The 24,330-nt window shown below is 64.2% G+C and carries 24 protein-coding genes; 11 read left to right on the top strand and 13 right to left on the bottom strand.

From position 1 onward, the window contains the following. Positions 1–14 precede the first annotated feature (14 nt). From LB558_RS15580 to LB558_RS33190, 10 genes are all read left to right on the top strand, one after another. Positions 15–1,025: a C-terminal binding protein gene (locus tag LB558_RS15580; protein ID WP_224698344.1), complete on the top strand. Its 1,011-nt coding sequence runs from the start codon at positions 15–17 to the stop codon at positions 1,023–1,025. Next, positions 1,022–1,738 (top strand): E3 binding domain-containing protein, encoded by a 717-nt coding sequence (locus tag LB558_RS15575; RefSeq protein ID WP_224698343.1) that lies wholly within the window; start codon positions 1,022–1,024, stop codon positions 1,736–1,738. Before LB558_RS15580 ends, LB558_RS15575 begins: the two co-directional genes overlap by 4 nt. An 82-nt stretch (positions 1,739–1,820) precedes the next feature. Further along, the gene (locus LB558_RS15570; RefSeq protein WP_224698342.1) at positions 1,821–2,591 is read left to right on the top strand and encodes a GntR family transcriptional regulator; all 771 of its coding nucleotides are present in this window, start codon (positions 1,821–1,823) and stop codon (positions 2,589–2,591) included. Between the two features lie 295 nt (positions 2,592–2,886). Further along, entirely contained in the window at positions 2,887–3,951 is a 1,065-nt protein-coding gene (locus LB558_RS15565; protein ID WP_224698341.1) for a sugar ABC transporter substrate-binding protein, read from the top strand. A gap of 165 nt (positions 3,952–4,116) precedes the next feature. Continuing rightward, positions 4,117–5,184 carry a substrate-binding domain-containing protein gene (locus LB558_RS15560; RefSeq protein ID WP_224698340.1) on the top strand — a complete coding sequence of 356 codons (1,068 nt, stop codon included), beginning with the start codon at positions 4,117–4,119 and terminating at the stop codon, positions 5,182–5,184. A gap of 67 nt (positions 5,185–5,251) precedes the next feature. Then, positions 5,252–6,754 (top strand): sugar ABC transporter ATP-binding protein, encoded by a 1,503-nt coding sequence (locus LB558_RS15555; RefSeq protein ID WP_224698339.1) that lies wholly within the window; start codon positions 5,252–5,254, stop codon positions 6,752–6,754. Between the two features lie 36 nt (positions 6,755–6,790). After that, positions 6,791–7,789 (top strand): ABC transporter permease, encoded by a 999-nt coding sequence (locus LB558_RS15550; protein ID WP_224698338.1) that lies wholly within the window; start codon positions 6,791–6,793, stop codon positions 7,787–7,789. Next, positions 7,786–8,754: an ABC transporter permease gene (locus tag LB558_RS15545; RefSeq protein WP_224698337.1), complete on the top strand. Its 969-nt coding sequence runs from the start codon at positions 7,786–7,788 to the stop codon at positions 8,752–8,754. Before LB558_RS15550 ends, LB558_RS15545 begins: the two co-directional genes overlap by 4 nt. A gap of 2 nt (positions 8,755–8,756) precedes the next feature. Next, positions 8,757–9,638, top strand: a complete 882-nt coding sequence (locus tag LB558_RS15540) for an SMP-30/gluconolactonase/LRE family protein (protein ID WP_224698336.1) — start codon at positions 8,757–8,759, stop codon at positions 9,636–9,638. Between the two features lie 90 nt (positions 9,639–9,728). Beyond that, positions 9,729–10,031, top strand: coding sequence for a DUF6968 family protein (locus LB558_RS33190; RefSeq protein WP_412033468.1), 303 nt, complete (start codon positions 9,729–9,731; stop codon positions 10,029–10,031). On the opposite strand, the gene LB558_RS15530 is transcribed toward LB558_RS33190, so the two are convergent. The 12 genes from LB558_RS15530 to LB558_RS15475 all read right to left on the bottom strand — a co-directional run bounded on the left by LB558_RS15530 (position 10,015) and on the right by LB558_RS15475 (position 22,255). Next, positions 10,015–10,707, bottom strand: coding sequence for an amino acid ABC transporter permease (locus LB558_RS15530; protein WP_224698334.1), 693 nt, complete (start codon positions 10,705–10,707; stop codon positions 10,015–10,017). The two genes, LB558_RS33190 and LB558_RS15530, sit on opposite strands and share 17 nt — an antisense overlap. Next, on the bottom strand, positions 10,704–11,369 hold the full coding sequence (locus LB558_RS15525) for an amino acid ABC transporter permease (RefSeq protein WP_224698333.1): 666 nt from the start codon (positions 11,367–11,369) through the stop codon (positions 10,704–10,706). The genes LB558_RS15530 and LB558_RS15525 overlap by 4 nt, the downstream gene beginning before the upstream one ends. Before the next feature lie 68 nt (positions 11,370–11,437). Beyond that, positions 11,438–12,247, bottom strand: a complete 810-nt coding sequence (locus tag LB558_RS15520; protein WP_224698332.1) for a transporter substrate-binding domain-containing protein — start codon at positions 12,245–12,247, stop codon at positions 11,438–11,440. A gap of 323 nt (positions 12,248–12,570) precedes the next feature. After that, positions 12,571–13,200 (bottom strand): phosphonate metabolism protein/1,5-bisphosphokinase (PRPP-forming) PhnN, encoded by a 630-nt coding sequence (phnN, locus tag LB558_RS15515; RefSeq protein ID WP_224698331.1) that lies wholly within the window; start codon positions 13,198–13,200, stop codon positions 12,571–12,573. Further along, positions 13,197–14,336 (bottom strand): alpha-D-ribose 1-methylphosphonate 5-triphosphate diphosphatase, encoded by a 1,140-nt coding sequence (locus tag LB558_RS15510; RefSeq protein WP_224698330.1) that lies wholly within the window; start codon positions 14,334–14,336, stop codon positions 13,197–13,199. The genes phnN and LB558_RS15510 overlap by 4 nt, the downstream gene beginning before the upstream one ends. 13 nt (positions 14,337–14,349) lie before the next feature. Further along, positions 14,350–15,057 (bottom strand): DUF1045 domain-containing protein, encoded by a 708-nt coding sequence (locus LB558_RS15505; RefSeq protein ID WP_224698329.1) that lies wholly within the window; start codon positions 15,055–15,057, stop codon positions 14,350–14,352. A 153-nt stretch (positions 15,058–15,210) separates the two neighbouring features. Further along, positions 15,211–16,023, bottom strand: coding sequence for a 5-deoxy-glucuronate isomerase (gene iolB, locus LB558_RS15500; RefSeq protein ID WP_224698328.1), 813 nt, complete (start codon positions 16,021–16,023; stop codon positions 15,211–15,213). A 177-nt stretch (positions 16,024–16,200) separates the two neighbouring features. Then, positions 16,201–16,413: a DUF3329 domain-containing protein gene (locus LB558_RS15495; RefSeq protein WP_224698327.1), complete on the bottom strand. Its 213-nt coding sequence runs from the start codon at positions 16,411–16,413 to the stop codon at positions 16,201–16,203. A 57-nt stretch (positions 16,414–16,470) separates the two neighbouring features. Further along, complete coding sequence (iolE, locus tag LB558_RS15490; protein WP_224698326.1) at positions 16,471–17,388, bottom strand: myo-inosose-2 dehydratase; 918 nt, start codon at positions 17,386–17,388, stop codon at positions 16,471–16,473. Positions 17,389–17,451: 63 nt separating this feature from the next. After that, positions 17,452–19,302: a 3D-(3,5/4)-trihydroxycyclohexane-1,2-dione acylhydrolase (decyclizing) gene (gene iolD, locus LB558_RS15485; protein ID WP_224698325.1), complete on the bottom strand. Its 1,851-nt coding sequence runs from the start codon at positions 19,300–19,302 to the stop codon at positions 17,452–17,454. Beyond that, positions 19,299–21,269, bottom strand: coding sequence for a bifunctional 5-dehydro-2-deoxygluconokinase/5-dehydro-2-deoxyphosphogluconate aldolase (locus LB558_RS15480; protein WP_224698324.1), 1,971 nt, complete (start codon positions 21,267–21,269; stop codon positions 19,299–19,301). Before LB558_RS15480 ends, iolD begins: the two co-directional genes overlap by 4 nt. Before the next feature lie 140 nt (positions 21,270–21,409). After that, complete coding sequence (locus tag LB558_RS15475; protein ID WP_164754402.1) at positions 21,410–22,255, bottom strand: MurR/RpiR family transcriptional regulator; 846 nt, start codon at positions 22,253–22,255, stop codon at positions 21,410–21,412. Between the two features lie 155 nt (positions 22,256–22,410). Between LB558_RS15475 and LB558_RS15470 the strand changes: the two genes are divergently transcribed. Next, positions 22,411–23,520, top strand: coding sequence for a Gfo/Idh/MocA family protein (locus LB558_RS15470; RefSeq protein WP_224698323.1), 1,110 nt, complete (start codon positions 22,411–22,413; stop codon positions 23,518–23,520). Positions 23,521–23,532: 12 nt separating this feature from the next. Here LB558_RS15470 and LB558_RS15465 read toward each other — a convergent pair whose 3' ends face one another. Further along, positions 23,533–24,234 carry a helix-turn-helix transcriptional regulator gene (locus tag LB558_RS15465; RefSeq protein ID WP_224698322.1) on the bottom strand — a complete coding sequence of 234 codons (702 nt, stop codon included), beginning with the start codon at positions 24,232–24,234 and terminating at the stop codon, positions 23,533–23,535. Between the last annotated feature and the right edge of the window lie 96 nt (positions 24,235–24,330).

Raw genomic sequence — 24,330 nt, 5'->3', positions numbered from 1 at the left:
TCCGAAGGGCAAGCATGAAGATCCTGTGCGCCAACTGGCAAGCCGCCGACGAAGCCGAACTCGAGCGTGAGCACTATCCCGACATCGAACTCATCCTCGCCCGGTCGACCAACGACAAGGCCGCCAGTCTCGATCCGGCTGTCTGCGAGACGGTCGATGCCGTCATCAACTATTCGCCGACCCACAATGTCGCGGCCGCTCCGTTAGCCTTTCCCAAGGCGAGGATCGCGGTGCGCTCCGGCGTCGGCTTTGACAACATCAATACGGCAGGCTGGGGCGCGCGCGGGATCCCCGCCTGCAATGTGCCGGACTATGGCACCACCGAAGTCGCCGACCACGCCATCGGCCTGATGCTGGCGCTGACGCGCGGCACCTCCGCCTATGGCGCGGAGCTTTCCGGCCATGGCACTGAAGGCTGGCATTTCTCCAAGGCGCCGCTGGTGCGCCGGCACAAGGGCGCCATTTTCGGCATTGTCGGGCTTGGCCGCATCGGGCTGGCCACAGCGCGTCGCGCCGCCGCCTTCGACATGAAGGTTGTTTTCTACGACCCGCATCTTCTGTCCGGCGTCGACCTCTCGACCGGCTACGAGCGGGTTCATTCGCTGGCCGAGCTGATGGGGCGGGCGGATGTCGTCAGCGTCCACACGCCGTTGAGCGAGGAGACCCGCAAGCTGCTCGGCGCGGCCGCCTTCGCCGCCGCCAAGCCCGGCCTTGTCCTCATCAACACCGCGCGCGGCCCGATCGTCGATCTCGATGCACTGGAAGCCGCGATGCGCAAGGGTACGGTCGCGGGAGCGGGGCTCGATGTGCTGCAGAACGAACCCGGCGATCTCGATCATCCGCTGCTGGCGGCATGGTGCCGCCGCGAGCCTTGGATCGCCAACCGGCTGATCGTCACCCCGCACGCGGCCTTCTACAGCCCGGCATCGATGCGCGACCTCAGGCTGAAATCGATCGAGGTCGTGCACGCCTATCTCGCCGAGGGCCGGCTCACCAACTGCGTCAATGCAGAGTATCTCAAATGAACATGGCAGTGGCGCAGACCCCGCGGCTGGCTGTTTCGCCCTATGCGCGCCGCCTGGCGCGCGAGCGCGCTCTTCCGCTGGAAACCCTTCGCGGCAGCGGTCCCGGCGGCCGCATCCTGGCCGCCGACGTGCTGGGCTTCGTTGCGGCTGCCGCGCCCGCAAATTTGCCCGATGTCGTCGCCCCTTCTGTTGCGGCTCCCCGCATCGCCGCCTTTGCGGCGTCGGTCGCGCTGACCGCGCTGCGAGACCTGCTGGCCGCGCTGGAGAGCACGGGGAGAGCGTTCGACCTCGACGACGTGCTGCTGCGCGCGGCGGGTCGTGTATGCGGTGAGATCGCGGATGCCGCCAAGACCGGCGACGCGCCGGTGGCGCTGGAACTGGCAGGCCGGCAAGCGGTGTTTGCGACCGTTCCTGAAGCGCCGCTGACGTCGCTGCGCACAACGCGGCTAGCAGCTTTGGCCGACAGTCGCGACGACGCGGAAATGCCGGCGCTGCTTTCCATCCGCCTGCTGCCGGCGGGCGACATCCGGCCGGTGATGCTGCCGCTGCTGCCGGGCCGCGCCATGCGCCTGGCTGTCTCGGTCAGTAGCACAGGCGACCATGCCGAATGCCTGCTCGTCACGGACGCGGCAGGCGTTGACGAGATTGCCGCCGCAGCGTGGCTCGCCGCCCTGAAATCGGCGATCGAACATCCGCTCCGGCTCTTCGTCTGACGTTGCCGATCGTCGTCGGCATCGCCTAGCCTCGGGCCAAAGAAGCTATTATAAAAGCTTCGACACAGGCGCGACGAGGCTCATGGACAACTCCGTTCCCACCATCGACAGTCTTCCCCGGCGCACGCTCGGCCGCTCGAACGGGCCGCTCTATCGCCAGCTCGCCGACATCCTCCGCGAGCCGATCGGCGACGGCACCTTCCCGGTCGGCGGCGAACTGCCGAAGGAGGCGACCATCGCCGAGCATTTCGGCGTCAGCCTGATCACCGTGCGGCAAGCGCTGCGGGACCTCGAGGCCGACGGCTTGATCAGAAAACGGTCGGCGAAACCGGCTGTGGTCACGGCGCGCAATCCGTCAGTCAATCTGAGCTGGAAATTCAAGAATTTTGCCGACATGGCGGCGTTCACCAAGGACGCGCAGCTGACGGTGAAATCCTATCGCAAGGAGGTTTCCCCCGTGCTCCAGCGCCATTTCGGCATGGCTAAGGACGAGGCGGGCTACTGCCTGCGCGGCATCCTGTCGGTGGGCGAGCAGAAGAAGGCGCAGATCACCAGCTATTTCCCGCCTGCTGTCGGAGCCAAGCTGAAGCGGGACGATTTTTCCGACGTGCTGATCTTTCGCTCGGTGCAACGGCATCTCGGCCTGCGGCTGGACGTCGCGCATGTCACGGTCCGCGCCGAGATCGCCGACGAGGCCATCGCCGAAGACCTCGGCGTCGCTCTCGGCAGTGCGGTCCTGAGCGTGGAGATGCTCTACCAATCGGCCGACCTGCAGAGCATCGAGTTCACCATTGCCCGGCATCCGGCCGATCTCTTCAGCATCAGCTATGACGCGCCGAACGACCTGGTCTGAACCGGATCGGCGGGCCGATCGGCGCGATCGTCCACGCGGATTTTCCCGTCCCGCCCATGGACAGCTTTATAAAATTATAATAGCATTATAGCTAGGATAGTGGCCGCGACGAAACCACGATCGAACGTGGGTGCGCGACCCCGTCCGATGTCGAGCATTGCATGCCCGAAAGCGCGCAGCGGTTCCGGGGTAACGGCATGCACGAAACAAGGTCTGTTCATAAGGGGGTGTGCCTGGAAGGCACATGATAGGCGGCGGCGTTCGCGGCCGGCAACAAACATGGGAGGAGCAAATCATGAAAGCAGGCGCATTTTTCGCCGGCCTTGCGGTGATCGCGACGACGTTGCTGTCGATCGATGCCGTGCCGGCCAACGCACAGGACAAGAAGCCCTACACCATCTATCTCTCCAACAATTTCGTCGGCAATGACTGGCGCCAGCAGATGCTGCGCAGTGCCGACATCGCGGTGAAAAAACCGCCGCTCGCCGGTCGCGTCGATCTGAAGGTCGAAGTGGTCGAAACCACCGTCCAGGCGCAGATCAATTCCCTCAACAACATCATCCGCAACAAGCCCGATGCCATCGTCATCGATGCAGGCTCCGGAGAAGCCCTCAACCCGACGATCGAAAAGGCCTGCAAAGCCGGTATTGTGGTCATCGCCTTCGACCAGATCGTCAGCGCGCCCTGCGCCTACACCATGGAGTCCGACTGGGGCCGGGCGCCGCGCGTCGAGGCCGAATGGCTGGTCAAGAAACTCGGCGGCAAGGGCAAGATCCTCGTCGATCGCGGGCTTGCCGGTGCTCCGATCTCCGCTCAGCTGCAGGGCGGTTTCGAAGAAGTCATCAAGAAATATCCCGGCATTGAAGTGGTCGGTTACTTCAACGGCGACTATGCGCTCGGACCGGAACAGGCCGGCGTCGCCAGCCTGCTGGCGGCCCATCCGCAAGTCGACGCCATCTTCGTCCAGGGCTACGGCGCCGGAGCGATCAAGGCGCTGCAGGATGCCGGCCGTCCGATCGTTCCGATCACCGGCAGTCCGTTCAACCTGACGACGACGACCTGTGCCCAGACGGCAGGCGCCCAGTGCATCCTGGCGCCCAACCCTGCCTATCTGTCGGCCGAGGCCCTGAAGCTGGCGGTCGAGATCCTCGACGGCAAGAAGCCGGCGCAGAAGAAGATCCTGCTGCGCAATGCCTTCCTCACCACCGATCCGATCGCGTCCGAATTGTACCCCGACGCGGCCATGCAGAAGATCGAGGTCGGCAAGAACGCCTTTCCGGACATGGCTCCCGGTCTGTTTCTTCCGGTCAGCCCGGACTGGGTTGAAATCACTCCTGCCGAGGCCGCCGGCGCGAAATGAGCGACTCTGCAAATCGGTGGCGAATGGTCGCCTCGAAGCGTCCCCAATGCGCCTTGGCTTAAATTGACAAGGCGTATTGGTACCGGTATCAATTTGCCTGCAGCACCCACCAAGATGGCGAAGTCCGTCGCTGGCTGATGCAGGAAACACGAAGGAGGAGAGACCATGAAACTGAAGACAGGTTGCATCGGAGTGGCAGCTCTTGCCATGTCTGCAATCGCCATCGGCACAGCGCCGAGCCGTGCCGAGGACAAGAAGCCCTACACCATCTATCTCTCGAACAATTTCGTCGGCAATGACTGGCGCCAGCAGATGGAGCGCGTCGCCACCGTTTCGGTCAACAAGGGACCGCTGAAGGGTCGCGTCGACCTCAAGATCGAGAATGTCGAGAACACCGTTCAGGCGCAGATAAACTCGCTCAACAACATCATCCGCCAGAAGCCGGACGCCATCCTCGTCGATGCCGGTTCGGATTCGGCCTTGAACCCGACCATCAAGAAGGCCTGCGACGCCGGCATCGTCGTCATCAGCTTTGACCAGGTGGTGACCGAGCCCTGCGCCTATGCCGTCGCTTCCGACTGGGACCGTATCCCCTCGGTCATGGCCGAGTGGATGGCCGTGCAGCTTGGCGGCAAGGGCAACATCATCCTCGACCGCGGCCTTGCCGGCGCGCCGATTTCAGCCCAACTGCAGCAGGGCTATGAGAAGGTGCTGGCCAAATATCCCGACATCAAGGTCGTCGGCTATTACAACGGCAACTACGCGCTCGGACCGGAGCAGTCCGGGGTCGCCGCCTTGCTTGCCGCCAATCCGCAGATTGACGGCATCATGACGCAAGGCTATGGCTCTGGCGCCATCCAGGCGCTCAAGGATGCCGGCCGGCCGATCGTCCCGGTCGTCGGCTTCTCCTATAACGTCGCCGCCCTCACCTGCGCGCAGACCAAAGGCGCCAAGTGCATCCTCGGCTCGAATCCGGCCTATCTCTCTTCGGAAGCGATCAAATTGGCGGTCGAAATTCTCGACACCGGCAAGAAGCCGGCCGAACGCTCGATCTCGGTCAAGGGTGACTTCGTCACCACCGATCCCTTCGAGTCCAAGCTCTATCCGGGCACCAAGATGATCAAGATCGCGGTCGGCGAGAACGCCTTCCCCGACCAGGCGCCCGGCCTGACGCTGCCGATCACGCCCGACTGGGTCGAGATCACCGCTGCGGAAGCCGCCGGCAGCAAGTAACATCCGTGACCACGACCCTGTCTCCCGGCATCGCGAGATGTCGGGAGAGTTTTTCGAAGGCGCATTCATGGACCTCGTCACCGTCAAAGGCCTGTCCAAACGCTATGGCGGCATTGTCGCGCTGAGCGAAGCGACATTCAGTGCCCGCGCCGGCGAGGTGCACGCACTGCTCGGCGAAAACGGCGCCGGAAAGAGCACCTTCATCCAGATCCTGTCCGGCGCGGTGCGGCATGATGGCGGCTCGATCCTGGTCGACGGCCAGGACTATCGCCCGGCCAATCCGGATGCTGCCCAGGCGCGCGGCATCGCCGCAGTCTTCCAGGAACTGTCGCTGATCCCCGACCTCAGCGTCGAGCAGAACATCTGGTTCCGCCATGAGCCGAGGACGTTTCTGCGCACCATCAATCGCGCCGAGACGCGCCGCAAGACGCTGGCGCTGCTCGACAAGTACAATTTCCCGGCGCTGCGCCCCGAGCAGGAGTTGCGGCGGCTGACATTGGCCGAGCGGCAGATCGTCGAGATCGCCAAGGGGCTGGCCAAGGATCCGCGCATCCTGATCCTCGATGAGGCGACCTCGGCGCTGCCGGCGCGCGAAGCCGAATGGCTTCTCAAGCTCACCCGGCAGCTGGCCGCCGAGGGCAGGCTGGTCATCTTCATTTCGCACCGCATGGCCGAGGTGCGCGCCATCGCCGACCGGCTGACCATCTTCCGCAATGGCAGCACCATCGCCGTGCATGAGGCCAACGCGGTGTCCGACAACGAGATCGTCACCCAGATGATCGGCCGGCATCTCGACCGGCTCTATCCCGAACGGATTGCCACTGCGACCGATCGCATCGCGCTGAAGGTCAAGGGTTTTTCCAGCGGCAGCCGGCTCTCCGGCGTCGACTTCGCGCTGCGCGAGGGCGAGGTGCTCGGCGTCGGCGGCTTGCAAGGTCACGGCCAGCGCGAACTGTTCCAGTCGCTGTTCGGCGCCAGCAAGGCGAGCGGCACCGTCGAGCTGTGGGGCAAGCCGGTTTCGATCGGCAATCCACGCCAGGCGCTGACCGGCAAGGACGGCATCGCGCTGGTGCCGGAGGACCGGCGCGGGCAGGGCCTGCTTCTGACCAAGAGCGTGCGCGAGAACCTGACCCTGTCGGTCATCAGGCGCTTCACCGAAAACGGCTTGCTGAGCCGGCAAAAGGAAGCTGCCCTCGTCAAGGAGATGGTCGATTTCCTGCGCATCAAGGCCGGCACACCGGAACAGCTTGCCGGCACGCTGTCGGGCGGCAACCAGCAGAAGGTGATCTTCGGCAAGATGCTGCTCACGCAAGCGCGCGTGCTGTTGCTCTACGACCCGACACGCGGCGTCGACGTCGGCACCAAGGGGGAGATATTCCAGCTGATGCGCGATCTCGCGGCCAAGGGCTATGCAATCCTGTTCCATTCCAGCGACATGCCGGAACTCGTCCATGTCGCCGACCGTGTGCTGGTGATGCGCAATGGCGGCATTGCAGCCACTCTGGAGGGTGAGCGTATCTCGGAAGCAGGCATTTTGCGCGCCGCCATGCTTGAAAGTGAGGCGGCCTGAGGCATGGTGATGTCAGTCGCAGAGAGACCTGTTGAGATGGCGCAAAGGCCAGCCGAACTGAAACCCGCCGGGCAGGGCATCGATTGGCGCGGCCGCGCGCTCGACCGCGCGCCGTTCCTGGTCGCATGCCTGATGCTAGCCTTGATCGTTGCCATCTACGGCAACCTGCAATCCGGTGTCTTCTCGCTGGACGAGATCAACCTCGACACGGCGGCCGCGATGACGCTGATGCTGGCGGCAACCGGCCAGACCATCGTGCTGGTGCGCGGCGGCATCGACCTGTCGATCGGCGGCATGATCAGCCTCGGCACGGTGATCGCGGCGACACGCTTCACCGACGATCCGTCGACCGTGGCCTTGTGGGCGCTGGTCATTCTGGCCCTCGGCTTCCTGATTGGCGCGTTCAATGGCCTGCTGATCTCGCTGCTCAAGCTGCAGCCGTTCCTGGTCACGCTCGCGACCTGGTCGATCCTCGACGGCGTCGCCATGATCATCCTGCCGACCGATGGCGGCAGCGTTCCCGGCTGGTGGGTCGGCTTCGGCTATGCCCAGCTGTTCGGCCTGACCAGCCCGGTCTGGATGCTGCTGGCGCTGCTGCTGTTCTGGTGGTGGTTCCGCGCAACGCGGATCGGCATCACCATCCAGGCGACGGGCTCCAACGAAAAGTCGGCCTTCCTATCGGGCGTCTCGATCACCCGGGTCAACGTCATCACCTATGGCCTGTCGGGCCTGTTCGCGGCGGGTGCCGCACTCTATCTGACGACGCAGACAGGCGCCGGTTCGCCGACCATCGGCAAGGACTACATCCTGCCTTCGGTGGCGGCGGCGGTCATCGGTGGTGTCAGCCTGTTCGGCGGCCGCGGACATCTTTCCGGCACGCTCATCGGCGCCTTCGTGCTGACCCTGATCGGCAATCTGGTCTTCGTCCTGCATGTGTCGAGCTACTGGCAGCCGGTCGCCTCCGGCGTCATCCTGCTGCTCTCGGTGCTGGCCAGTTCCGTCGCCGAAAAGGCTGCAAGGAAGCGTGTCCAATGAACGCCTTCCTCGCCCGTAACCGGCTGATCGTGCTCGCTTATGCCGGCATGGTCGTGCTGCTCCTGGTCACCGCTTTGTTCTCGCCGGGCTTCCTGTCGGTCTCCAACATGCGCTCCACCGTGGTGCTGGCGGCCTTTGTCGGCATCGTTGCGCTCGGCCAGACCTTCGTCATCATCGGCGGCGGTATCGACCTGTCGGTGCCATGGGTGCTCAATTCGGCGGCCATCGTCATGGCGCTGCTGTGCGGCGGCCAGGACCTGCCGCTGGTCTGGGTCATGCCGCTGCTGCTCGCCGGCGGCGCTTTCATCGGCCTGATCAACGGCGTCGGCGTCGCCCATTTCGGCGTACCGCCGATCATCATGACGCTGGCCACCAACGTCATCCTGCAAGGTTTGATCCTGGTGCTGACCGGGGGCTCGCCGACGCCCTCGGCGCCGGCGCTGATCCAGTTCCTGTCGGTCGGGCGCATTGGCGGATTCCCGGTCATCGCGCTGATCTGGCTGGCGCTGACGCTGTTGGCGACCCTGCTGCTCTCCAAGGCGGCGTTCGGCCGTCACCTCTATGCGCTCGGCACCAGCGCCACGGTCGCCGAATTCTCCGGCGTGCCCACAGTGCGCACCACCATCCTGACCTATGTCATCTCGGGCCTCACCGCCGCCTTCGCCGGCATGCTTCTGACCGGCTATTCCGGCCAGGCCTATCTCGGCATGGGCGACGCCTATCTGTTCACCTCGATCGCGGCTGTCGCCATCGGCGGCGCCTCGATCCTCGGCGGCAGCGGCCATTATCTCGGCACCGTCGCCGGCGCCATGGTGCTGACAATCCTCACCGGCCTGCTGCCGGCACTGAACCTGTCCAGCGGCGCTCTGCTCATCGTCTACGGCGCGGTGATCCTGCTCACCGTGTCGATCGGCAGCGAGACCTTCGCCGGGCTTGGCGGCAGGCTGCGCAGGAAAGAGGGCTGACCATGGTCGAAATCACTTGTGTCGTCGATGCCGGAGCCGAACTCGGCGAGGGCACGCTCTGGGACCCCAAGGCCGGCGTGCTCTGGTGGATCGACATCTGGAAGAAGCTGATCCACCGCTACGACCCCTCGACCGGCAAGGACGATGTCTTCCAGACGCCGCACTATCCCGGCTGCCTCGGCCTGCGCGAGAAGGGCGGCCTCGTGCTGACGATGACCGACGGCTTCCATTTCTTCGATCCGGCGACCGGCATATTCGAGGCGATCGTCGACCCGGAAGCGCATATGCCGAAGACCCGCTTCAACGACGGCAAGCCGGACCGCCAGGGCAGGTTCTGGTCGGGCTCGATGTTCGAGGTGCCGGGACAGCCGATCGAATTCATCGGCGCGCTCTACCGGCTCGATCCCGATCTGTCGGTGCACAGGATGATCGACGGCATCGGCTGCTCCAACGGGCTGGCCTGGAGCCCGGATTCGAAGGTCATGTACTTCTCCGACAGCCATGCCGGGGCGGTCTGGGCCTATGATTTCGATGCCGCCACCGGCGACATCGAAAACCGCCGCACCTTCATCGACATGACGGTGACCGGCGGTCTCGCCGACGGCGCCACCGTCGATGCCGAGGGCTGCTACTGGGTGACCATTCCGGTGACCAGCAAGGTCTGCCGCTACGATCCCGATGGCCGCCTGATGCAGACGGTGCTGCTGCCGACAGACCTGCCGACCTGCTGCGAATTCGGCGGCAAGGACCTCGACATCCTCTATGTCACTTCGGCGGTGCTCCGGCGCCCCGCCAGCCATTTCGTCGGCCAGAAGAATCCGGGTGGGCTGTTCGCGCTCGACGTCGGCGTCAAGGGCCTCACCTTGCCGGCGTTCAAGGGTTAAGATTCAACCCCAGTCCGCTCAGGCTTTGATCCATTTTACGATCTTTGGTTCAACGGCTAAGTTGCCCTGCTTAGCGGAGGCAAAGTTTCAATGGATCAACCGTTTGTGTCACGGACATTCGCCATGGGTGCGCATGAGGTCGTATGTCGATTCCAGCGACCGATCCGTGGAGATGAGGATTGTCGCTGTGACTATCAGATCGTTTTTCCAGCAAGGAAGCGGGCATTTCGGGCCTTCGGCATTGATGAAGTGCAAGCGCTGCTTCTGGCTATGCAGATGGCCCACGCATATCTCCTTGTATCGGATGAGTATAAGAACCAAGGGCTGACGTGGCTTGGTATGCGAGACCTTGGGCTTCCCTTGGCAGGCGGTCTGACTACGCCGCCGACATGACCAGCGGTGTCTCGACCTTGCGCGTCGTTCCGGTCGCGAAACGACGCTCCAGATGGCCGGCATAGAGCGACAGCGGCCAGCACAGTGCGAAGTAGATCAGCGACACGGTGCCGAACACCATCACCGGCTGGAAGGTCACGGTGTTGACCTGCGTGGCGGCGCGGGCGAGCTCGGTCAGCCCGATCAGCGAGGCGATCGATGTCGTCTTGACGATCTGCACCATGAAGCCGACGGTCGGCGGCAGCATCAGCCGCACCGCCTGCGGGATGATCACCAGCCGCAGCGTGCGGGTGAAGCGAAATCCGAGGGCCGTTGCTGCCTCCCATTGCCCCTTCGGGATCGCCTCGATGGCGCCGCGAAAAATCTCGCCGAAGAAGGCGCCGCCATTGAGGGAAAAGGTCACGGACGCGGCCACCCAGGGGTCCGGCCGGTAGCCAAGGAACGACGAGCCGTAATAGGCCATGAACAGCTGGATCAGGATCGGCGTGCCCATGAAGAACTGGATGTAGCCGGCGGCCAGCCAGCGCAGCGGCCGCGCCGGCGCCACGCGGATCGCGGCCACCACGAGGCCGATCAGGCCGCCGCCGGCAAAGGCGATCAGCGCCAGCAGGATCGTCCAGCGCGTTGCCAAAAGCAGGAACATCAATTCGTTGGGGCCGAAATCGCGCAGGCTCATAGCTTCCACCTGAACATGAGCTTGCCGATGCCGGCGAAGAGCAGGCTGGCGGCCTGCACCAGCGCAAAATAGATGATGGCGATGACGATGTAGACCTCGAAGCTGCGGAAGGTCTGCATGACAAGGTTGTTGGCGACCGCAGTCAGCTCCTCGGCCGCAATGGCGCCTACGATCGAGGTGCCCATGATCTGCAGGATGAACTGCGCCGACAGCGACGGGTAGACGGCGCGCGCCGCCGGCACCAGGATGACATGGCGGATGATAAGGCAGCGGCTGAGGCCAAGCGACTTGGCCGCCTCGATCTGCCCTTCGGGAATGGATTCGATACCGGCGCGCAGGATCTCGGTGGCGTAGGCGCCGAGATGGATCGAGAGTGCTACGACGGCTGCAATGTTGCTCGACAGCTTGAAGCCGAACAGCGGCAGCGAGAAGAAAACGAAATAGAGCTGGATCAAGAGCGGCGTGTTGCGGATCAGCTCGACATACCAGGCGATTGGCCACGACAGCAAGCGCGGGCCGAAGCTGCGGCCGACGGCACCGAGTATGCCGATGGCGGTGCCGAACAGGATCGACAGGGCAGCCAGCTGGATGCTCTTCGCCAGGCCGCGCAGCAGCAGGTCGAGATGGATGAGGATCGGGCCGAATTGCAGGGCGGTTTGCATGGGCATCCCGTCACGAGGTCAGGCAAGCGGGGCCGATGCTATGGCGGCCCCGCCACGGGACAAGGCGATCAGAACACCGGCAGCGTCGGCAGCGGCTGGTTGCGGTATTTCATCGACAGTGCATCCAGCGCTCCGTCGGTCTTCATGGTGAACAGCCAGGTGTTGATCCACTGGCGCAGATTGTCGTTGCCCTTGGCGACGCCGATGCCGAAATAGAAGGTCTTGAGAACGTATTTCTGCTCGAACGCATCGCCGTTCTGCGCCTTCTTCAGATAGATCTCGCCATAGTCGCCGCCGCCCATGGCGTCGATCTGGCCCGACACCATGGCTTGCAGCAGCGAGGAGTAGTCGTCGAAACGCAGGATCTCGATGCCCGGATTGGCTTCGGCGGCCTTGGTCAGCAGGCCGTCCTCGCCGGTGCCGCGCGTCAGGCCGACCTTCTTGCCGACGAGGTCGGCGACACCCTTGATGCTGGTGCTCTTCGGCGCGATCACCACCGCCGACTGCCCGGCATAGGGGATAGAATAGTCGATCTGGATGGCGCGAGCCGGCGTGATCGAGAAGATCGAGATCACGGCATCGACCTGCTTGGTCAGCAGCGCCGGAATGCGGCCGGGCGAGGTGACGGTGACGAATTCAACCGGCACGCCGAGCGCCTCGCCCATCTTGTTGGCAACCTCGATGTCGAAGCCCGTCGGCTTCAGATTGGCGTCAAGAAAGCCGTAGGGCGGCGTCGTGGTGTCCACCGCGACGACCAGCTTGCCGCGCGAGATGATCTCGTCGACCGTCTGCGCCGAAGCGACCGACGGCTTGAGTGCCGCAAGCGCCAGCACAATGCCCGCCAGCAAGGCACTGGGCCCTCTCAGGAAAGTCCGCATGTTTTCCTCCCATGCATTTCTAGCGCCTTGTGTCGGGGTCGTTCGCGCGGGGCGCAGCCGCTCGACGACGCAAAGCAGGATCGGTATTTCGCTCGCTGGCTTCCCATTGCAAAAACGGGGCGCAGCGCTCCTCCGCGACTTATAATGGTATGCTATTATAATACATTGAGGCTGTCTACGAGCGCACGAGCAGTTTGGCTGGTACCGGTACCATATTTTTCCATTTTATGCATGCGGTCAAGTCGTTGCGATGATTGGATTTGGCGCCCGGCGCAAAGCCGGGCTTGGCGTCTTTCACCAAAGCCAGAGGCGGTCGACCTAGTCTAGATCAGGCCCGACATGTCTGAAAATGCCATCGCCTTGCGCAGCACCTCGGTGAAGCGTTCGCCGGCCGCCTCGCGCGGGCCACTGTTGTCGATCGAGGTGACGCCGGGCCCGGACAGAGTGACATTGGCGCTGCGTGCCAGCCGCGCCAGCACTTCGCCGCGTGACTCGCGGCCGCGCATCGCCAGGCGCTCGGCCAGCACTTCAGGTGAGGCGGTGATCTCGACGATGGCCAGATTGGCATAGCGTTCGCGCAAGGAGGGGATGATCGCGCGCGACACATTGGCGACAGCGACACGGCCATTGGCGACAGACCAGTCGACATCGGCGGGGATGCCGTAGCGCAAGCCGTGCGCTTGCCAGGAGATGGCGAAGGCTCCGTCGGCTTCGGCTTCGACGAAGGCGGCATCCGCCAGCGTGTCGTGATCCTCGCTGGCCACATCGCTCGGCCTGGTGATGACCCGGCGGACGAACTCCAGCCTTGTCTCATCGGCAAAATGGCTGCGGGCGTAGCCGATCACCGTGTCCTTGCCGGCGCCGCTTGGGCCGACCACGGCGACAAAAACGCCATCGCGGATCGGAAACGTCTCGGCCGACAGTTCCCGCTCGATCGACGCCGACACCATCATGCCACCCGGCGTCCCTGCCGCCAGACGGTGCGCACGACTGGGACATGGTCGTCGACACGCACCCGCACCAGATCGGCGCGGCGGCCCTGCTCGATGACGCCGCGGTCGGTCAGGCCAACCGCATCGGCCGGGTTTTTCGAAACCATGGCGACCGCCTGCGGCAGGGAAATGCCTTCGACGACATCGCCGAGGAAGAACGCCGACTGGATCAGGCTGAAGGGGATGTAGTCGGACGACAAGATGTCGAGCAGGCCGTCGCTGGCCAGCGTACGGGCCGAAACATTGCCCGAATGCGAGGCGCCGCGCATGACGTTGGGCGCGCCCATCAGCACACCCATCCCGGCCTCTTTAGAGGCCCTGGCGGCCTCTTCCGTGGTAGGGAATTCGGCGACCCGGACGCCCTGTTCGATCGCCTCGTCGACATGGCCTGATGTGGCGTCGTCGTGGCTGGCCAGCACGATGCCGCGCTCCTGGCAGGCGGCGGCGATCACCGCCCGGTTCGGCGCCGAATTGCGCGCCGATTCGGCCATCCGCTTTTCGCAGAACACCTTGAAGTCGCGATCGGTCAGCTTCAGCTTGCGCTGGTAATAGTAGGCATAGGTTTCGAGGTTGACGAACTGGCGCTGGCCTGGGGCATGGTCCATCAGCGATGCCAGCTTGACCCGCTCGTCGCCGTCGAAATTGGCGAAAGCCCTGAGGCAGTCCGGCGCCGAAACCTCGCAGCGCAGATGGATGAAATGGTCGGCGCGCAGACGGTCCTGCTTCACACTGTCCTCGATCGCGTCGGCCAGCTTGCGGATGTCGGCCGATGTCAGGTCGGCGTCTTCGTCCATGCCGACGCGCAAGGCGTCGAGCACGGTGGTGATGCCGGCGGTTGCCACCTGCGCGTCATGGGCGAGCACCGCGGCGATCGGATTCCAGCGCACCTTGGGCCGCGGCGCGTAATGGCCTTCAAGATGGTCGGTGTGCAATTCGACCAGCCCCGGAATGATATAGTCGCCGCCCATATCCTCGCCGATGTGGCTGGTGCCGGCTTCGATGCCGGCTATAAAGCCGTCGCGCAGCACCAGCGAACCCTCGACGATCTCGTTGGCAAGCACGATGCGGGCATTGTGGAGAACGGTCTCGGCGGTCATTTCAGGCAGTCCTTCAGGCGGTTTTTCTGGCCGGGCGGCGCCCGAGCGCGTGATGCGAGAGCACCATGAACGGTGCACCCGGTTCGGTTTCGACAAACAGGGTCAGCGTATCCACCAGCACCGGCTGTTGCAGCACTTCCGCGAACAGGCTGTCGATCGCTGCGCGCAAACGAGGGCTTTCCTGTGACCCCGCCCGGCCGGAGAGCGTCATGTGGAAGCGAAAGGTTTCGAAGACATAGGGGTAGCCCCATTGGCAGAGGTTGCGGAACTCGGCCGGCTTCAGCGAATCCGGGCTGCGCCGCTCGATTTCCGCCTCGCTCAGCGGTGCGCGAAACCGGTCGAAGTCGCGCACGACATCATCGGCGAAGCGGTTGAGCGCCGGCAGCGGCCCTTCCGGCACCAGCGCAAAGAAGCCGTCGATCTGGCTGACGACGAGACGCGGGATCGTCACCACCGGCGTCACCTCGGCAAAATGGTCGAGTGCGGCGCGCAGCGAGGTTTCCGTCTCGTCGGCAGCCAGGCGGAAGGGGGCTTTCAGCGTCGCGTGGAAACCATAGCGACGCGCCGAAGCGGTGTGGAAAGCGACTTCCGCCGCCGACAGGTCGGCCACCGCTTCGACCGGCCTCGTCGCGGCGCCAAATGGGTCGCGGCCGAGCCAGTCGGCGGCGATCCGCGCCAGTGGCTCGTCCTGCCGGGGAGTGAAATAGATGGCATAACGCATGGAAAGTCCTTGTCAGCTTCGCTGCCATAGGTGATTTGCATGACGAATTGACGAAGCCTTGCTGGCTTTCAGGTAACAAAACGCTGCGGCGGGGTCATTAGCCGACGATTTTTTCGTGCTGGACCAGGGAGCGAGTGCTAACGCAGCGACCGGTCAGGCCTTCATCAGCCACTCGTGCTCAGGCGCATTGTGGAATTTCCACGTCCGCTTCGGCCCGGCCATCACGTTGAGATAATAGAGGTCGTAGCCGTGGCAGGCGGCGCAGGGATGATAGCCCTCGGGCACCAGCACGACATCGCCATCCTCGATCGCCATCGCTTCATCCAGCGCGCGATGGCCATTCTTGTCGGCGTCGGTGTAGACGCGCTGGAAGGCAAAGCCCTGCGGCGGGTTGAGGCGGTGATAGTAGGTTTCCTCGAGATAGGATTCGGCGGGAAGATTGTCCTGGTCGTGCTTGTGCGGCGGATAGCTCGACGTGTGGCCGCCAGGCGTGATGACCTCGACCACCAGCAGCGAATCGGCCGGCTTGCCCTCCGGCAGGATGTTGGTGACGTAGCGCGTGTTGGTGCCCTTGCCGCGCACCTCCTGGCCGAGATCGTCCGGTGCGATCACCCGCACCGGCAGGCCGCCGCCAAGGCCCGGCGCCGAGCAGACCGCGAGTTCCAGCTCGGTATCCGCCGTCACCGACCAGTCCGATCCCTCAGGCACATAGACCGACCACGGCTTGCTCTCGAACGGCGACATGCGCTCGCCGAGCAGACCGAGTTCCTTGCCGCCGGCCTTGGCCTTGCCCTTGCCGGTGACGAACACCAGGCAGACTTCGCGGTCATCGGTCCTGCCGGAGGCGCTCTCGCCGTGCTTCAGCCGATGCAGGTCGAAACCGACATAGGTCCAGCCTGCGCTTTTCGGCGTCACGTGGGCAACGCGGCCGTGGCCTTTGTCGGCTTTGACGAGCAGCTTCGACATTTTTGTCTCCTATTCCAGTGGTCTGACGGTTGCAGGCCTGTAAGGCCAAGTCGCGTCGCTACGCTCCTTGCTCCGCCCGTGGAGGACGAAGCTGGAGGCCTCGCTGTGAGTCTCCAACAACGCGACCCGTCATGCGCACAGTGCCCGACCCGTAAGCCTTCTGCGCCATGGGCCGCTTTATTCCTTCGGCTCGACCGGAGGCTTCGCCTCGTCAGCGGGCTTGTAGAGATAAAAAAACTGCCAGACGGCGTAGCCGGCGAAGCCGAGCGCGATCATGCCCCAGAACGGCGTGCCGGTGGCGAACTCGATGATCGACCAGATGACGCAGACCGCGACGATGGCGACACGCCGCCACAAAGGCCGGAAGAAGGGGTGCTCGGAATCTTTCATCGGGCCAATCTACAGCAATCGGTCTCGCCGGGAACCCGTCGCATCAGGCTCCCTTGATCAGGCATTGGGAAAGCCTTGCGTCTCGACCGTGTAGCCGGCCGCCGTCATGACGCGCATCAATTCCTTATAGCCAACTTGCGCCATCCTGAGCGGCGGGTTCTTCTTCGGGTCCTGCTCGGCCTCGACCACGAACCAGCCCTCATAGCCATGGTCGGCGAAGCGCTGCACGATGGCGCCGAAATCCAGCGAACCGTCGCCCGGCACGGTGAAGGCGCCGAGCGCCACGGCGTCGAGGAAGGATTGTTTGGTGCGATCGAGCTGTTCGATCACCCCCATGCGCACGTCCTTCACATGCACATGGCTGATCCGGGTATGGTGGTTGTCGATGGCGCGCAGCACGTCGCCGCCGGCGAAGGCCAGATGGCCTGCATCGAGCAGCAACGGAATGCCGGTTCCGGAATGGCGCATGAAGGCATCGAGTTCCGGCTCGGTCTCGACCACCGCCGCCATGTGGTGGTGATAAGACAGCGGCATGCCCTGTTCGGCGCACCATTCGCCAAATTCGGTCAGGCGTTTCGCATAGGCCTTCATCTCGTCGTCCGACAGCTTCGGCTTGGTGGCCAGCGGCTTCGAGCGGTCGCCCTGGATCGAACGGCCGACCTCGCCATAGACGATGCAAGGCGCATTCACCGCCTTGAACAGGTCGATCATCGGCTGGATGCGATCCTTGTTGCCGGCCATCTCCTCGTCAACCAGCGTGCCCGAGAACCAGCCACCGCACAGCGTGACGTCGGCGGCCTTCAGGATCGGCAGCATGATTTCGGGGTCATTGGGAAAACGCCGGCCCATCTCCATGCCGGTGAAGCCGGCCGAGCGCGACTGGCGCAGGCATTCCTCCAGCGACACGTCATCGCTGAGCTCCGCAAGATCGTCGTTCCACCATGCAATGGGGGACATGCCCAGTTTGGCTTTCAAGTCGTCACTCCGGTTTCTTGTTAACCCTCCCACAAGGGGGAGGTAGGGGTGGCAGCGCCTCTATCAATCGCCGACGGTCTGCATCTTCCGCTTCTCGTCATACGCCTTGCGCGCCGCGTTGACCTGCGGCCGCACAGACACTTCCGGCACCGCCACGTCCCACCAATGGCCCCCGGCATCGGTGGAAACCAGCGGGTCGGTGTCGATGACGAGCACCGTGGTGCGCGTATTCTTCTTGGCTTGTGCCAGCGCGTTTTCCAGCCCGGCGATCGACGGCACCTTCTCGGCGATCGCCCCCAGGCTCGCCGCATGCGCGGCAAAGTCGATGTCGGGCAGAACCTCGTGGCGCGAGTCTTTCAGGAGATTGTTGAAGTTGGCGCCGCCGGTCGCCATCTGCAGCCGGTTGATGCAGCCATAGCCGCGGTTGTCCAGCAGAACGATGGTGAGCTTGAGGCCGAGCATCACCGAGGTGGCGATCTCCGAATTCATCATCAGATAGGAGCCGTCGCCGATCATGACGACGATCTCCTGAACGGGCTTCGCCATCTTGGCGCCGAGCCCGCCGGCGATCTCGTAGCCCATGGTCGAGAAGCCATATTCGCCATGGTACGAGCCGGGCGCGCCAGCCTGCCAGAGTTTGTGCAATTCGCCAGGCAACCCGCCGGAGGCATTCAGCAGCGTCACACCGGAGCCCATGGCGCGCTGCACGGCGCCGATCACCTGTGCGTCGGACGGGTAGGCCGCATTGGTCGACGCCGTCACCTTGGCCGCCTCGGCCTGCCAGGTCTTCTTGCCGGAGGACGCATTGTCGGTCCAGGTTGCCGGCGCCTTCCAGCCCTTCAGCGCAGCACCGAGTTCGGCCAGGCCCTCGGCCGCATCGGCCACCAATGGCAGGGCGCGGTGCTTGCCGGCGTCGAAGGGCTGCACGTTGAGCCCGATGATGGTCTTGCCCGAATTCTTGAACAGCGCCCACGAACCGGTGGTGAAATCCTGCAGACGCGTGCCGATGGCCAGCACGACATCGGCTTCCTCAGCCAGCCGGTTGGCGGCAGAAGTGCCGGTGACGCCGACCGCCGCCATGTTGAGCGGATGATCGTCCGGCAGCGAGGATTTGCCGCCTTGCGTCTCGCAGACCGGGATGCCGGCGCCGTCCACGAATTTCGCCAGCTCGTCCGACGCCTGTGAATAGAGGACACCGCCGCCGGCGATCACCAGCGGTTTTTTTGCACCTTTGAGCGCCGCCAACGCGGCGGCCAGTTCCTGGCGGTCCGGGCGCGGCCGGCGCTGGTGCCAGACCCGCTCGGCAAAGAAGCTCACGGGGTAATCGTAGGCCTCGGCCTGGACGTCCTGGCACAGCGACAGGGTCACCGGGCCGCATTCGGCCGGATCGGTCAGCACGGCCATGGCGCGGCTGAGCGCAGGAATGATCTGCTCCGGCCGGGTGATGCGGTCGAAATAGCGCGAAACCGGACGGAAGCAGTCGTTGACCGTTGCGGTGCCGTCGGAGAAATCCTCGGCCTGCTGCAGCACCGGGTCGGGAATGCGGTTGGCGAAGACGTCGCCCGGCAAAAACAGGACGGGCAACCTGTTTACATGGGCGAGCGCTGCCGCCGTCACCATGTTGAGCGCGCCGGGGCCGATCGAAGAGGTCGCGGCCATGAAGCGGCGGCGGAAATTGGCCTTGGCGTAGGCGATCGCCGCATGCGCCATCGCCTGTTCATTATGAGCGCGGAAGGTCGGCAGTTCGTCGCGCACCTGATAGAGCGCCTCGCCGATGCCGGCGACATTGCCGTGGCCGAAGATCGCCCAGACGCCGCCGAAGATCGGGACTTTGCTGCCGTCGATCTCGGTCATCTGGCACGACAGGAAGCGAGTCAGCGCCTGCGCCATCGTCAGGCGGATTGTCTTGGTCATGGTGGTTTCCTCCGCAGTCCTATTCCGCGCCTTCTTATGCCGCCTTGCGGCCGCGCGGCAAGCCACGCATCCGTCAACTGTTCGAAGCGCTGCGCCATGTCCGCGATCGCCTCGTCATCCGACATCTTGCCGGCCAGCCATTGTTCGGCCGCATGGACGAAGATGGTCCGGCCGACGGCAAAGCCCTTGACGATGGGCGCCTTGGCAGTGGCGGCGAACGCCGCTTCCAGCTCGTCCTGCGGCGCTTCCAGGCCAAGCAGCACGACGCCGCGGCACCAGGCGTCGTGCTCCAGGATCACGGCCTCGATCTTCGCCCAGGCGCCGCTCGACGCCTGCGGCTCGAGCTTCCACCAGTCCGGCTTGATGCCGAGCGCATACAGTTCTTCCAGCGCGCACGGGATCGTCGTGTCGTCGAGCTTGCCATGCTTGCCGGCGATGATCTCGATGAGAAGTTCCCGGCCGACCTTGCGTGCGGCCTCGAACAGCGCACGCAGCTTCTGCTGCTGTTCTTCCTTCAGCGCCGCCGGATCGTCGGGATGGTAGAAGCAGAGGCACTTGATGCAGTGGTCGACCGGCCACCCGGTGAGCTGCGAGCCGATGTCCTGCGAGAATTCGAAGCGCAGCGGCCGCGAACCCGGCAACTCCACCGGCCGCCCGAGCCAGGCGAAGGAATGCCTAGCGAATTCAAACATCGCCTTGCGGCCGTGTTTCTCGTCGATCAGCATGCCGTAGCCGTCGCGGCCGGCGGCAACCTTCGCCGCGGCCTTGACCGCCAGCACCTTGAATTCTTCGATCCGCGCCGGATCGGCACCGGCCTTCGCCGCCACATCCTCGAGCTGCACGCGGTGGTCGCAGGCGAGCGCCATCAGCGAGGGAATGTCGCGCCGGCGCGTCGTTGCCCAGTGGATGTGGTTGATCGCCTCGTCCTTGCGCAACGCCAGATGCTTGCTGCCGTTCTTGAGGAAGAACCGCAGCTCCTCGAAGGTCGGATATTCCGGCGCGCAGAGCAGCCGCGACACGGCGAAAGCGCCGCAGGCATTGGCCCAGGTCGCCGCCGTCGCATGGTTCTCACCGCCCAGCCAGCCGCGCAGGAAGCCGGACATGAAGGCATCGCCGGCGCCGAGCACATTGTAGATCTCGATCGGAAACCCCTTGCCGACGACGCCGTCCTCGAGATCGTCGCTGATCGGTCCGTCATAGACGATGCAGCCCATGGCGCCGCGCTTCAGGACGATGGTGGCGGACGACAGCGAGCGGATCGTCTTCAAGGCGCTCAGGCAGTCGTCGGCGCCCGACGCGATCATGATCTCTTCCTCGGTGCCGACGATGAGGTCGCAGTCGGGCAACACCGTCTTCAGCTGCGCCGAGACCCGGTCCGATTTCACATAGCGCTCGAACCCTTCGGCATGGCCGGCGAGGCCCCACAGATTGGGCCGGTAGTCGATGTCGAACACCACCTTGCCCCCCTTGGCCTTCATGATGCGGATCGCCTTGCGCTGCGCGGCATCGCTGTTAGGCCTGGAAAAATGCGTGCCGGTAACGACGATCGAGCGGGCCGAGGCGATGAAGGCCTCGTCGATGTCTTCCGGCGCCAGCGCCATGTCGGCGCAGTCCGAGCGATAGAAGATCATCGGCGAGACGCCTTCGTCCTCGACCGACAGGAGCACCAGTGCGGTCAGCCGCTCCTTGTCGGTCTTCAGGCCGTCGACATTGACGCCTTCACGCGTCAGCTGCTCGCGGATGAAGCGGCCCATCTGCTCGTCGCCGACGCGGGTGAGCAGCGCCGAGCGCAGGCCGAGCCTGGCGGTGCCGACAGAGATATTGGCCGGGCAGCCGCCGACCGACTTGGCGAAGGAGGTGATGTCCTCCAGCCGCGAGCCGATCTGCTGGCCGTAAAGGTCGACAGAAGCGCGACCGATGGTGATGACGTCGAGCGGCGCGTATTCAGCGTCCACGGCTTCGCTCATTGGAACCTCCCGTCGGCCTTGTTGTGTTGGGGTACACGCGCTAGCGACAGCGTGGCGCCGGGAATATGAAATAATAATTCCAATACATAGTCAATATGGAATGAGTGTTCCTTCGGCGAAAAGTACCTTTCGGCGGTGGATCAGGCTTTGCGCTTGCGGCTCGTGTCGCGCCGCTTCTCGCCGACGCCGACGGTCAGCGCCATGGCCAGCGCCATTGTCGCCGATAGCGAGCGGAAGCCGGCGAAATCGGCCTCTGCAACCTCGAACCAGACTTTGGCGAACTGGGCGAGTGGCGAAAACGAGCTGTCGGTGATGGCGACGATCGGCACGCCCTGTTCCGAAATGCTGCGCGCTTCCTCGATCGTGGCAGGCGCATAGGGCGAGAAGGAGATGGCGATGACGGCATCCGCCGGCGTGGCGAAGCCGATCATCTCGGCATTCAGCCCGGCAGCCGATTCGATGAGCTGGTTGCGGATCTTCAGCTTGCCCAGCGCATAGGCGATGTAGGACGCCACCGGATAGGAACGCCGCTTGGCCAGCACATAGATGGTTTCCGCCTTTGCCAGCAGGGAAATAGCGTCTTCCAGATGCGCTTCGTCAAGCGTGCGCGAAATGTCGTTGAGCGAGGTGCTGGCGGCGGCAACGAAGCCGTCGAAGATCGCCCGGTGGCCGGCGCCGCCCTCTGCCTTGGCGCGCAACGCCTGCAGCCTTTCGTCATAGGATGAGTTGCGCTCGCGCAGCCGTTCGCGAAACACCTGCTGCAGGCTGGTGAAACCATCGAAGCCAAGCTGCTGGGCAAATCGGATCAGGGTCGAAGGCTGCACGCCGGCCGAAGCGGCGATGCTGGCGGCGGTGCCGAAGGCGATATCGTCGGGATTGTCGAGCGCATGGGCGGCGATCTGGGCGATGCGCTTCGGCAGGCTTTCGCGCCGCTCCAGGATGGTGGTGCGCAGTGTCTCGAAATCGCGAGGTACCCGTTCGTCCATCGTCGCTCTGTCCAAGCTCATGCGTGAAGCGTCCCTCTGTGCCTCATCATAGCGAGCCTGCGCAAGAACGCCATAAAAAATGAGGCAGACATTCCATTCCATAAGAAAATGGACTAATTCATCCACGCAACGCTTCAGGCAGTGGAGAAACGGAAATGGTCGGCGTCGGTCTCATAGGCACGGGTTTCATGGGCAAGTGCCACGCCATCGCATGGAGTGCCGTCAGCGCCGTCTTTCCCGACGTTGCCAAGCCACGGCTGGTCCATCTCGGCGAGGTTAATGAAGAGCTTGCCCGGCGCAAGGCGGGCGAGTTCGGTTTCGCCAAGGCGTCGGGCGACTGGCGCGCCGTCGTCAACGATCCCGAAGTCGATATCGTCTCGCTGACAACGCCCAACCAGTTCCATCCGGAAATGGCCATCGCCATCCTGGAAGCCGGCAAGCATCTGTGGTGCGAAAAGCCGATGGCGCCGAGCTTTGCCGAGGCCGAGGCGATGGCTGCGGCGGCGAGAAACTCCGGCAAGGTCGCGGCGCTCGGCTACAACTACATCCAGAGCCCGGCCATCCGCCATATCGGCGCACTGCTCGACGAAAAGATCATCGGCGAGGTCAACCATCTGCGCATCGAGATGGACGAGGATTTCATGGCCGACCCCGAAGCGCTGTTCTTCTGGAAGCACGAGGCCGCGTCAGGCTATGGCGCGCTCGATGATTTCGCCGTGCATCCGCTGTCGCTGGTTTCCGCCCTGTTCGGCCGCGTCGCCAGTGTCATCTGCGACATGGCCAAACCCTATGCCGATCGCAAGCTGGCCAGCGGCGGCCGTCGCGCGGTCGAAACCTACGACATAGCCAGCGTGCTGATGCATCTGGAAAACGGCATTGCCGGCACGCTGCTGGTCAACCGCTCGGCGTGGGGCCGCAAGGGCCGCATCGCCGTCCAGATTTTCGGTTCGAAAGGCTCGATCCTGTTCGACCAGGAGCGATCGAACGAATTCCAGCTTTACCTCACATCAGATCGGCCGACCGAGCAGGGCTACCGCACCATTCTGGTGGCGCCGCACCACAAGCCCTATGACCTCTTCGTGCCGGCGCCGGGCCATGGCCTCGGCTTCAACGACCTCAAGATCATCGAGTGCCACGAATTGCTGACGCGGCTTGAAGGCAAGCCGGCACGGCTCATCGAGTTTGCCGAAGGGCTGGAGATCGAGCGCACCGTGCACGCGATGGCGCGCTCCTTCGAGGAAAAACGCTGGGTGGACGTGCGGTAATATAAGCCCGCTTCAGACGACGGTGGCAGCGACGTTCGTCTCCCAGCCATTGACCCAGACCTGCCGCAAGCGGTCGCCTTCGCCCTTGAAGCGCAGCCCCGTCGCCTGGCAATCCTCGATCCGGTCGCTGCGGAAATTGCGGATCGCCTGGCGCAGCTCGCACCAGGCGACGATGTTGGCGGTTTCGGCGTAGTAGATGAGCGCGATCGGGCGGATAAGGCGCTCGGAGGCGCGGCCCATTTCGTCGCGATAGGAGAGGTCGAGCTTCTCCTCGTCGCGGATGGCGCGCCGCACCAGCGCCAGGTCGATCGCGCCGGTCGAGGGCGCGGCGAATCCCCAGGCATGCAGCGCATTGGCGTCGAATACCTGGCGCAAGGGTGGTGGCACGGCGCCGGCGATCTTGGCGCTGACGCGCTTGGCCGCCTGCTTGAGCTCGCTGTCGCCCGTGCGCTCCAGCAGCGCCAGTGACAGGACGATCGCCTCCATCTCCTCGATCGAGAACATCAGCGGCGGCAGGTCGAAGCCGGGGCGCAGGATATAGCCGATGCCACGCCCGCCCTCGATCGGCACGCGCATCGCCTGCAGCGCTGCGATGTCGCGATAGATCGAGCGTACCGTCACTTCCAGCCGCTCGGCAATCGTCGCTGCCGTCACCGGCTGCCGCGCCAGCCGCACGATCTGGATGATCTCGAACAGGCGTGACGCCTTGCGCATTTTTACCCAGGGTTCCGCGCCCAACTGACACACCATTGTCAGTTGGGCTGATCTATAGGAGCGCCTATCGAATTGAAAATCAACAGGTTCCGCTAC

The organism is Mesorhizobium sp. CO1-1-8 (genome assembly GCF_020164875.1).
GTDB lineage: Bacteria > Pseudomonadota > Alphaproteobacteria > Rhizobiales > Rhizobiaceae > Mesorhizobium.
Note: the sequence above shows the minus strand (reverse complement) of the source record. Positions and strands in the feature narration are given on the sequence as shown.

Coding starts and splice junctions, on each gene's coding strand:
- LB558_RS15580 (WP_224698344.1), top strand. CDS start 15: ATGAAGATCCTGTGCGCCAACTGGCAAGCCGCCGACGAAGCCGAACTC.
- LB558_RS15575 (WP_224698343.1), top strand. CDS start 1,022: ATGAACATGGCAGTGGCGCAGACCCCGCGGCTGGCTGTTTCGCCCTAT.
- LB558_RS15570 (WP_224698342.1), top strand. CDS start 1,821: ATGGACAACTCCGTTCCCACCATCGACAGTCTTCCCCGGCGCACGCTC.
- LB558_RS15565 (WP_224698341.1), top strand. CDS start 2,887: ATGAAAGCAGGCGCATTTTTCGCCGGCCTTGCGGTGATCGCGACGACG.
- LB558_RS15560 (WP_224698340.1), top strand. CDS start 4,117: ATGAAACTGAAGACAGGTTGCATCGGAGTGGCAGCTCTTGCCATGTCT.
- LB558_RS15555 (WP_224698339.1), top strand. CDS start 5,252: ATGGACCTCGTCACCGTCAAAGGCCTGTCCAAACGCTATGGCGGCATT.
- LB558_RS15550 (WP_224698338.1), top strand. CDS start 6,791: ATGGCGCAAAGGCCAGCCGAACTGAAACCCGCCGGGCAGGGCATCGAT.
- LB558_RS15545 (WP_224698337.1), top strand. CDS start 7,786: ATGAACGCCTTCCTCGCCCGTAACCGGCTGATCGTGCTCGCTTATGCC.
- LB558_RS15540 (WP_224698336.1), top strand. CDS start 8,757: ATGGTCGAAATCACTTGTGTCGTCGATGCCGGAGCCGAACTCGGCGAG.
- LB558_RS33190 (WP_412033468.1), top strand. CDS start 9,729: ATGGATCAACCGTTTGTGTCACGGACATTCGCCATGGGTGCGCATGAG.
- LB558_RS15530 (WP_224698334.1), bottom strand. CDS start 10,707: ATGAGCCTGCGCGATTTCGGCCCCAACGAATTGATGTTCCTGCTTTTG.
- LB558_RS15525 (WP_224698333.1), bottom strand. CDS start 11,369: ATGCAAACCGCCCTGCAATTCGGCCCGATCCTCATCCATCTCGACCTG.
- LB558_RS15520 (WP_224698332.1), bottom strand. CDS start 12,247: ATGCGGACTTTCCTGAGAGGGCCCAGTGCCTTGCTGGCGGGCATTGTG.
- phnN (WP_224698331.1), bottom strand. CDS start 13,200: ATGATGGTGTCGGCGTCGATCGAGCGGGAACTGTCGGCCGAGACGTTT.
- LB558_RS15510 (WP_224698330.1), bottom strand. CDS start 14,336: ATGACCGCCGAGACCGTTCTCCACAATGCCCGCATCGTGCTTGCCAAC.
- LB558_RS15505 (WP_224698329.1), bottom strand. CDS start 15,057: ATGCGTTATGCCATCTATTTCACTCCCCGGCAGGACGAGCCACTGGCG.
- iolB (WP_224698328.1), bottom strand. CDS start 16,023: ATGTCGAAGCTGCTCGTCAAAGCCGACAAAGGCCACGGCCGCGTTGCC.
- LB558_RS15495 (WP_224698327.1), bottom strand. CDS start 16,413: ATGAAAGATTCCGAGCACCCCTTCTTCCGGCCTTTGTGGCGGCGTGTC.
- iolD (WP_224698325.1), bottom strand. CDS start 19,302: ATGACCAAGACAATCCGCCTGACGATGGCGCAGGCGCTGACTCGCTTC.
- LB558_RS15480 (WP_224698324.1), bottom strand. CDS start 21,269: ATGAGCGAAGCCGTGGACGCTGAATACGCGCCGCTCGACGTCATCACC.
- LB558_RS15475 (WP_164754402.1), bottom strand. CDS start 22,255: ATGGACGAACGGGTACCTCGCGATTTCGAGACACTGCGCACCACCATC.
- LB558_RS15470 (WP_224698323.1), top strand. CDS start 22,411: ATGGTCGGCGTCGGTCTCATAGGCACGGGTTTCATGGGCAAGTGCCAC.
- LB558_RS15465 (WP_224698322.1), bottom strand. CDS start 24,234: ATGCGCAAGGCGTCACGCCTGTTCGAGATCATCCAGATCGTGCGGCTG.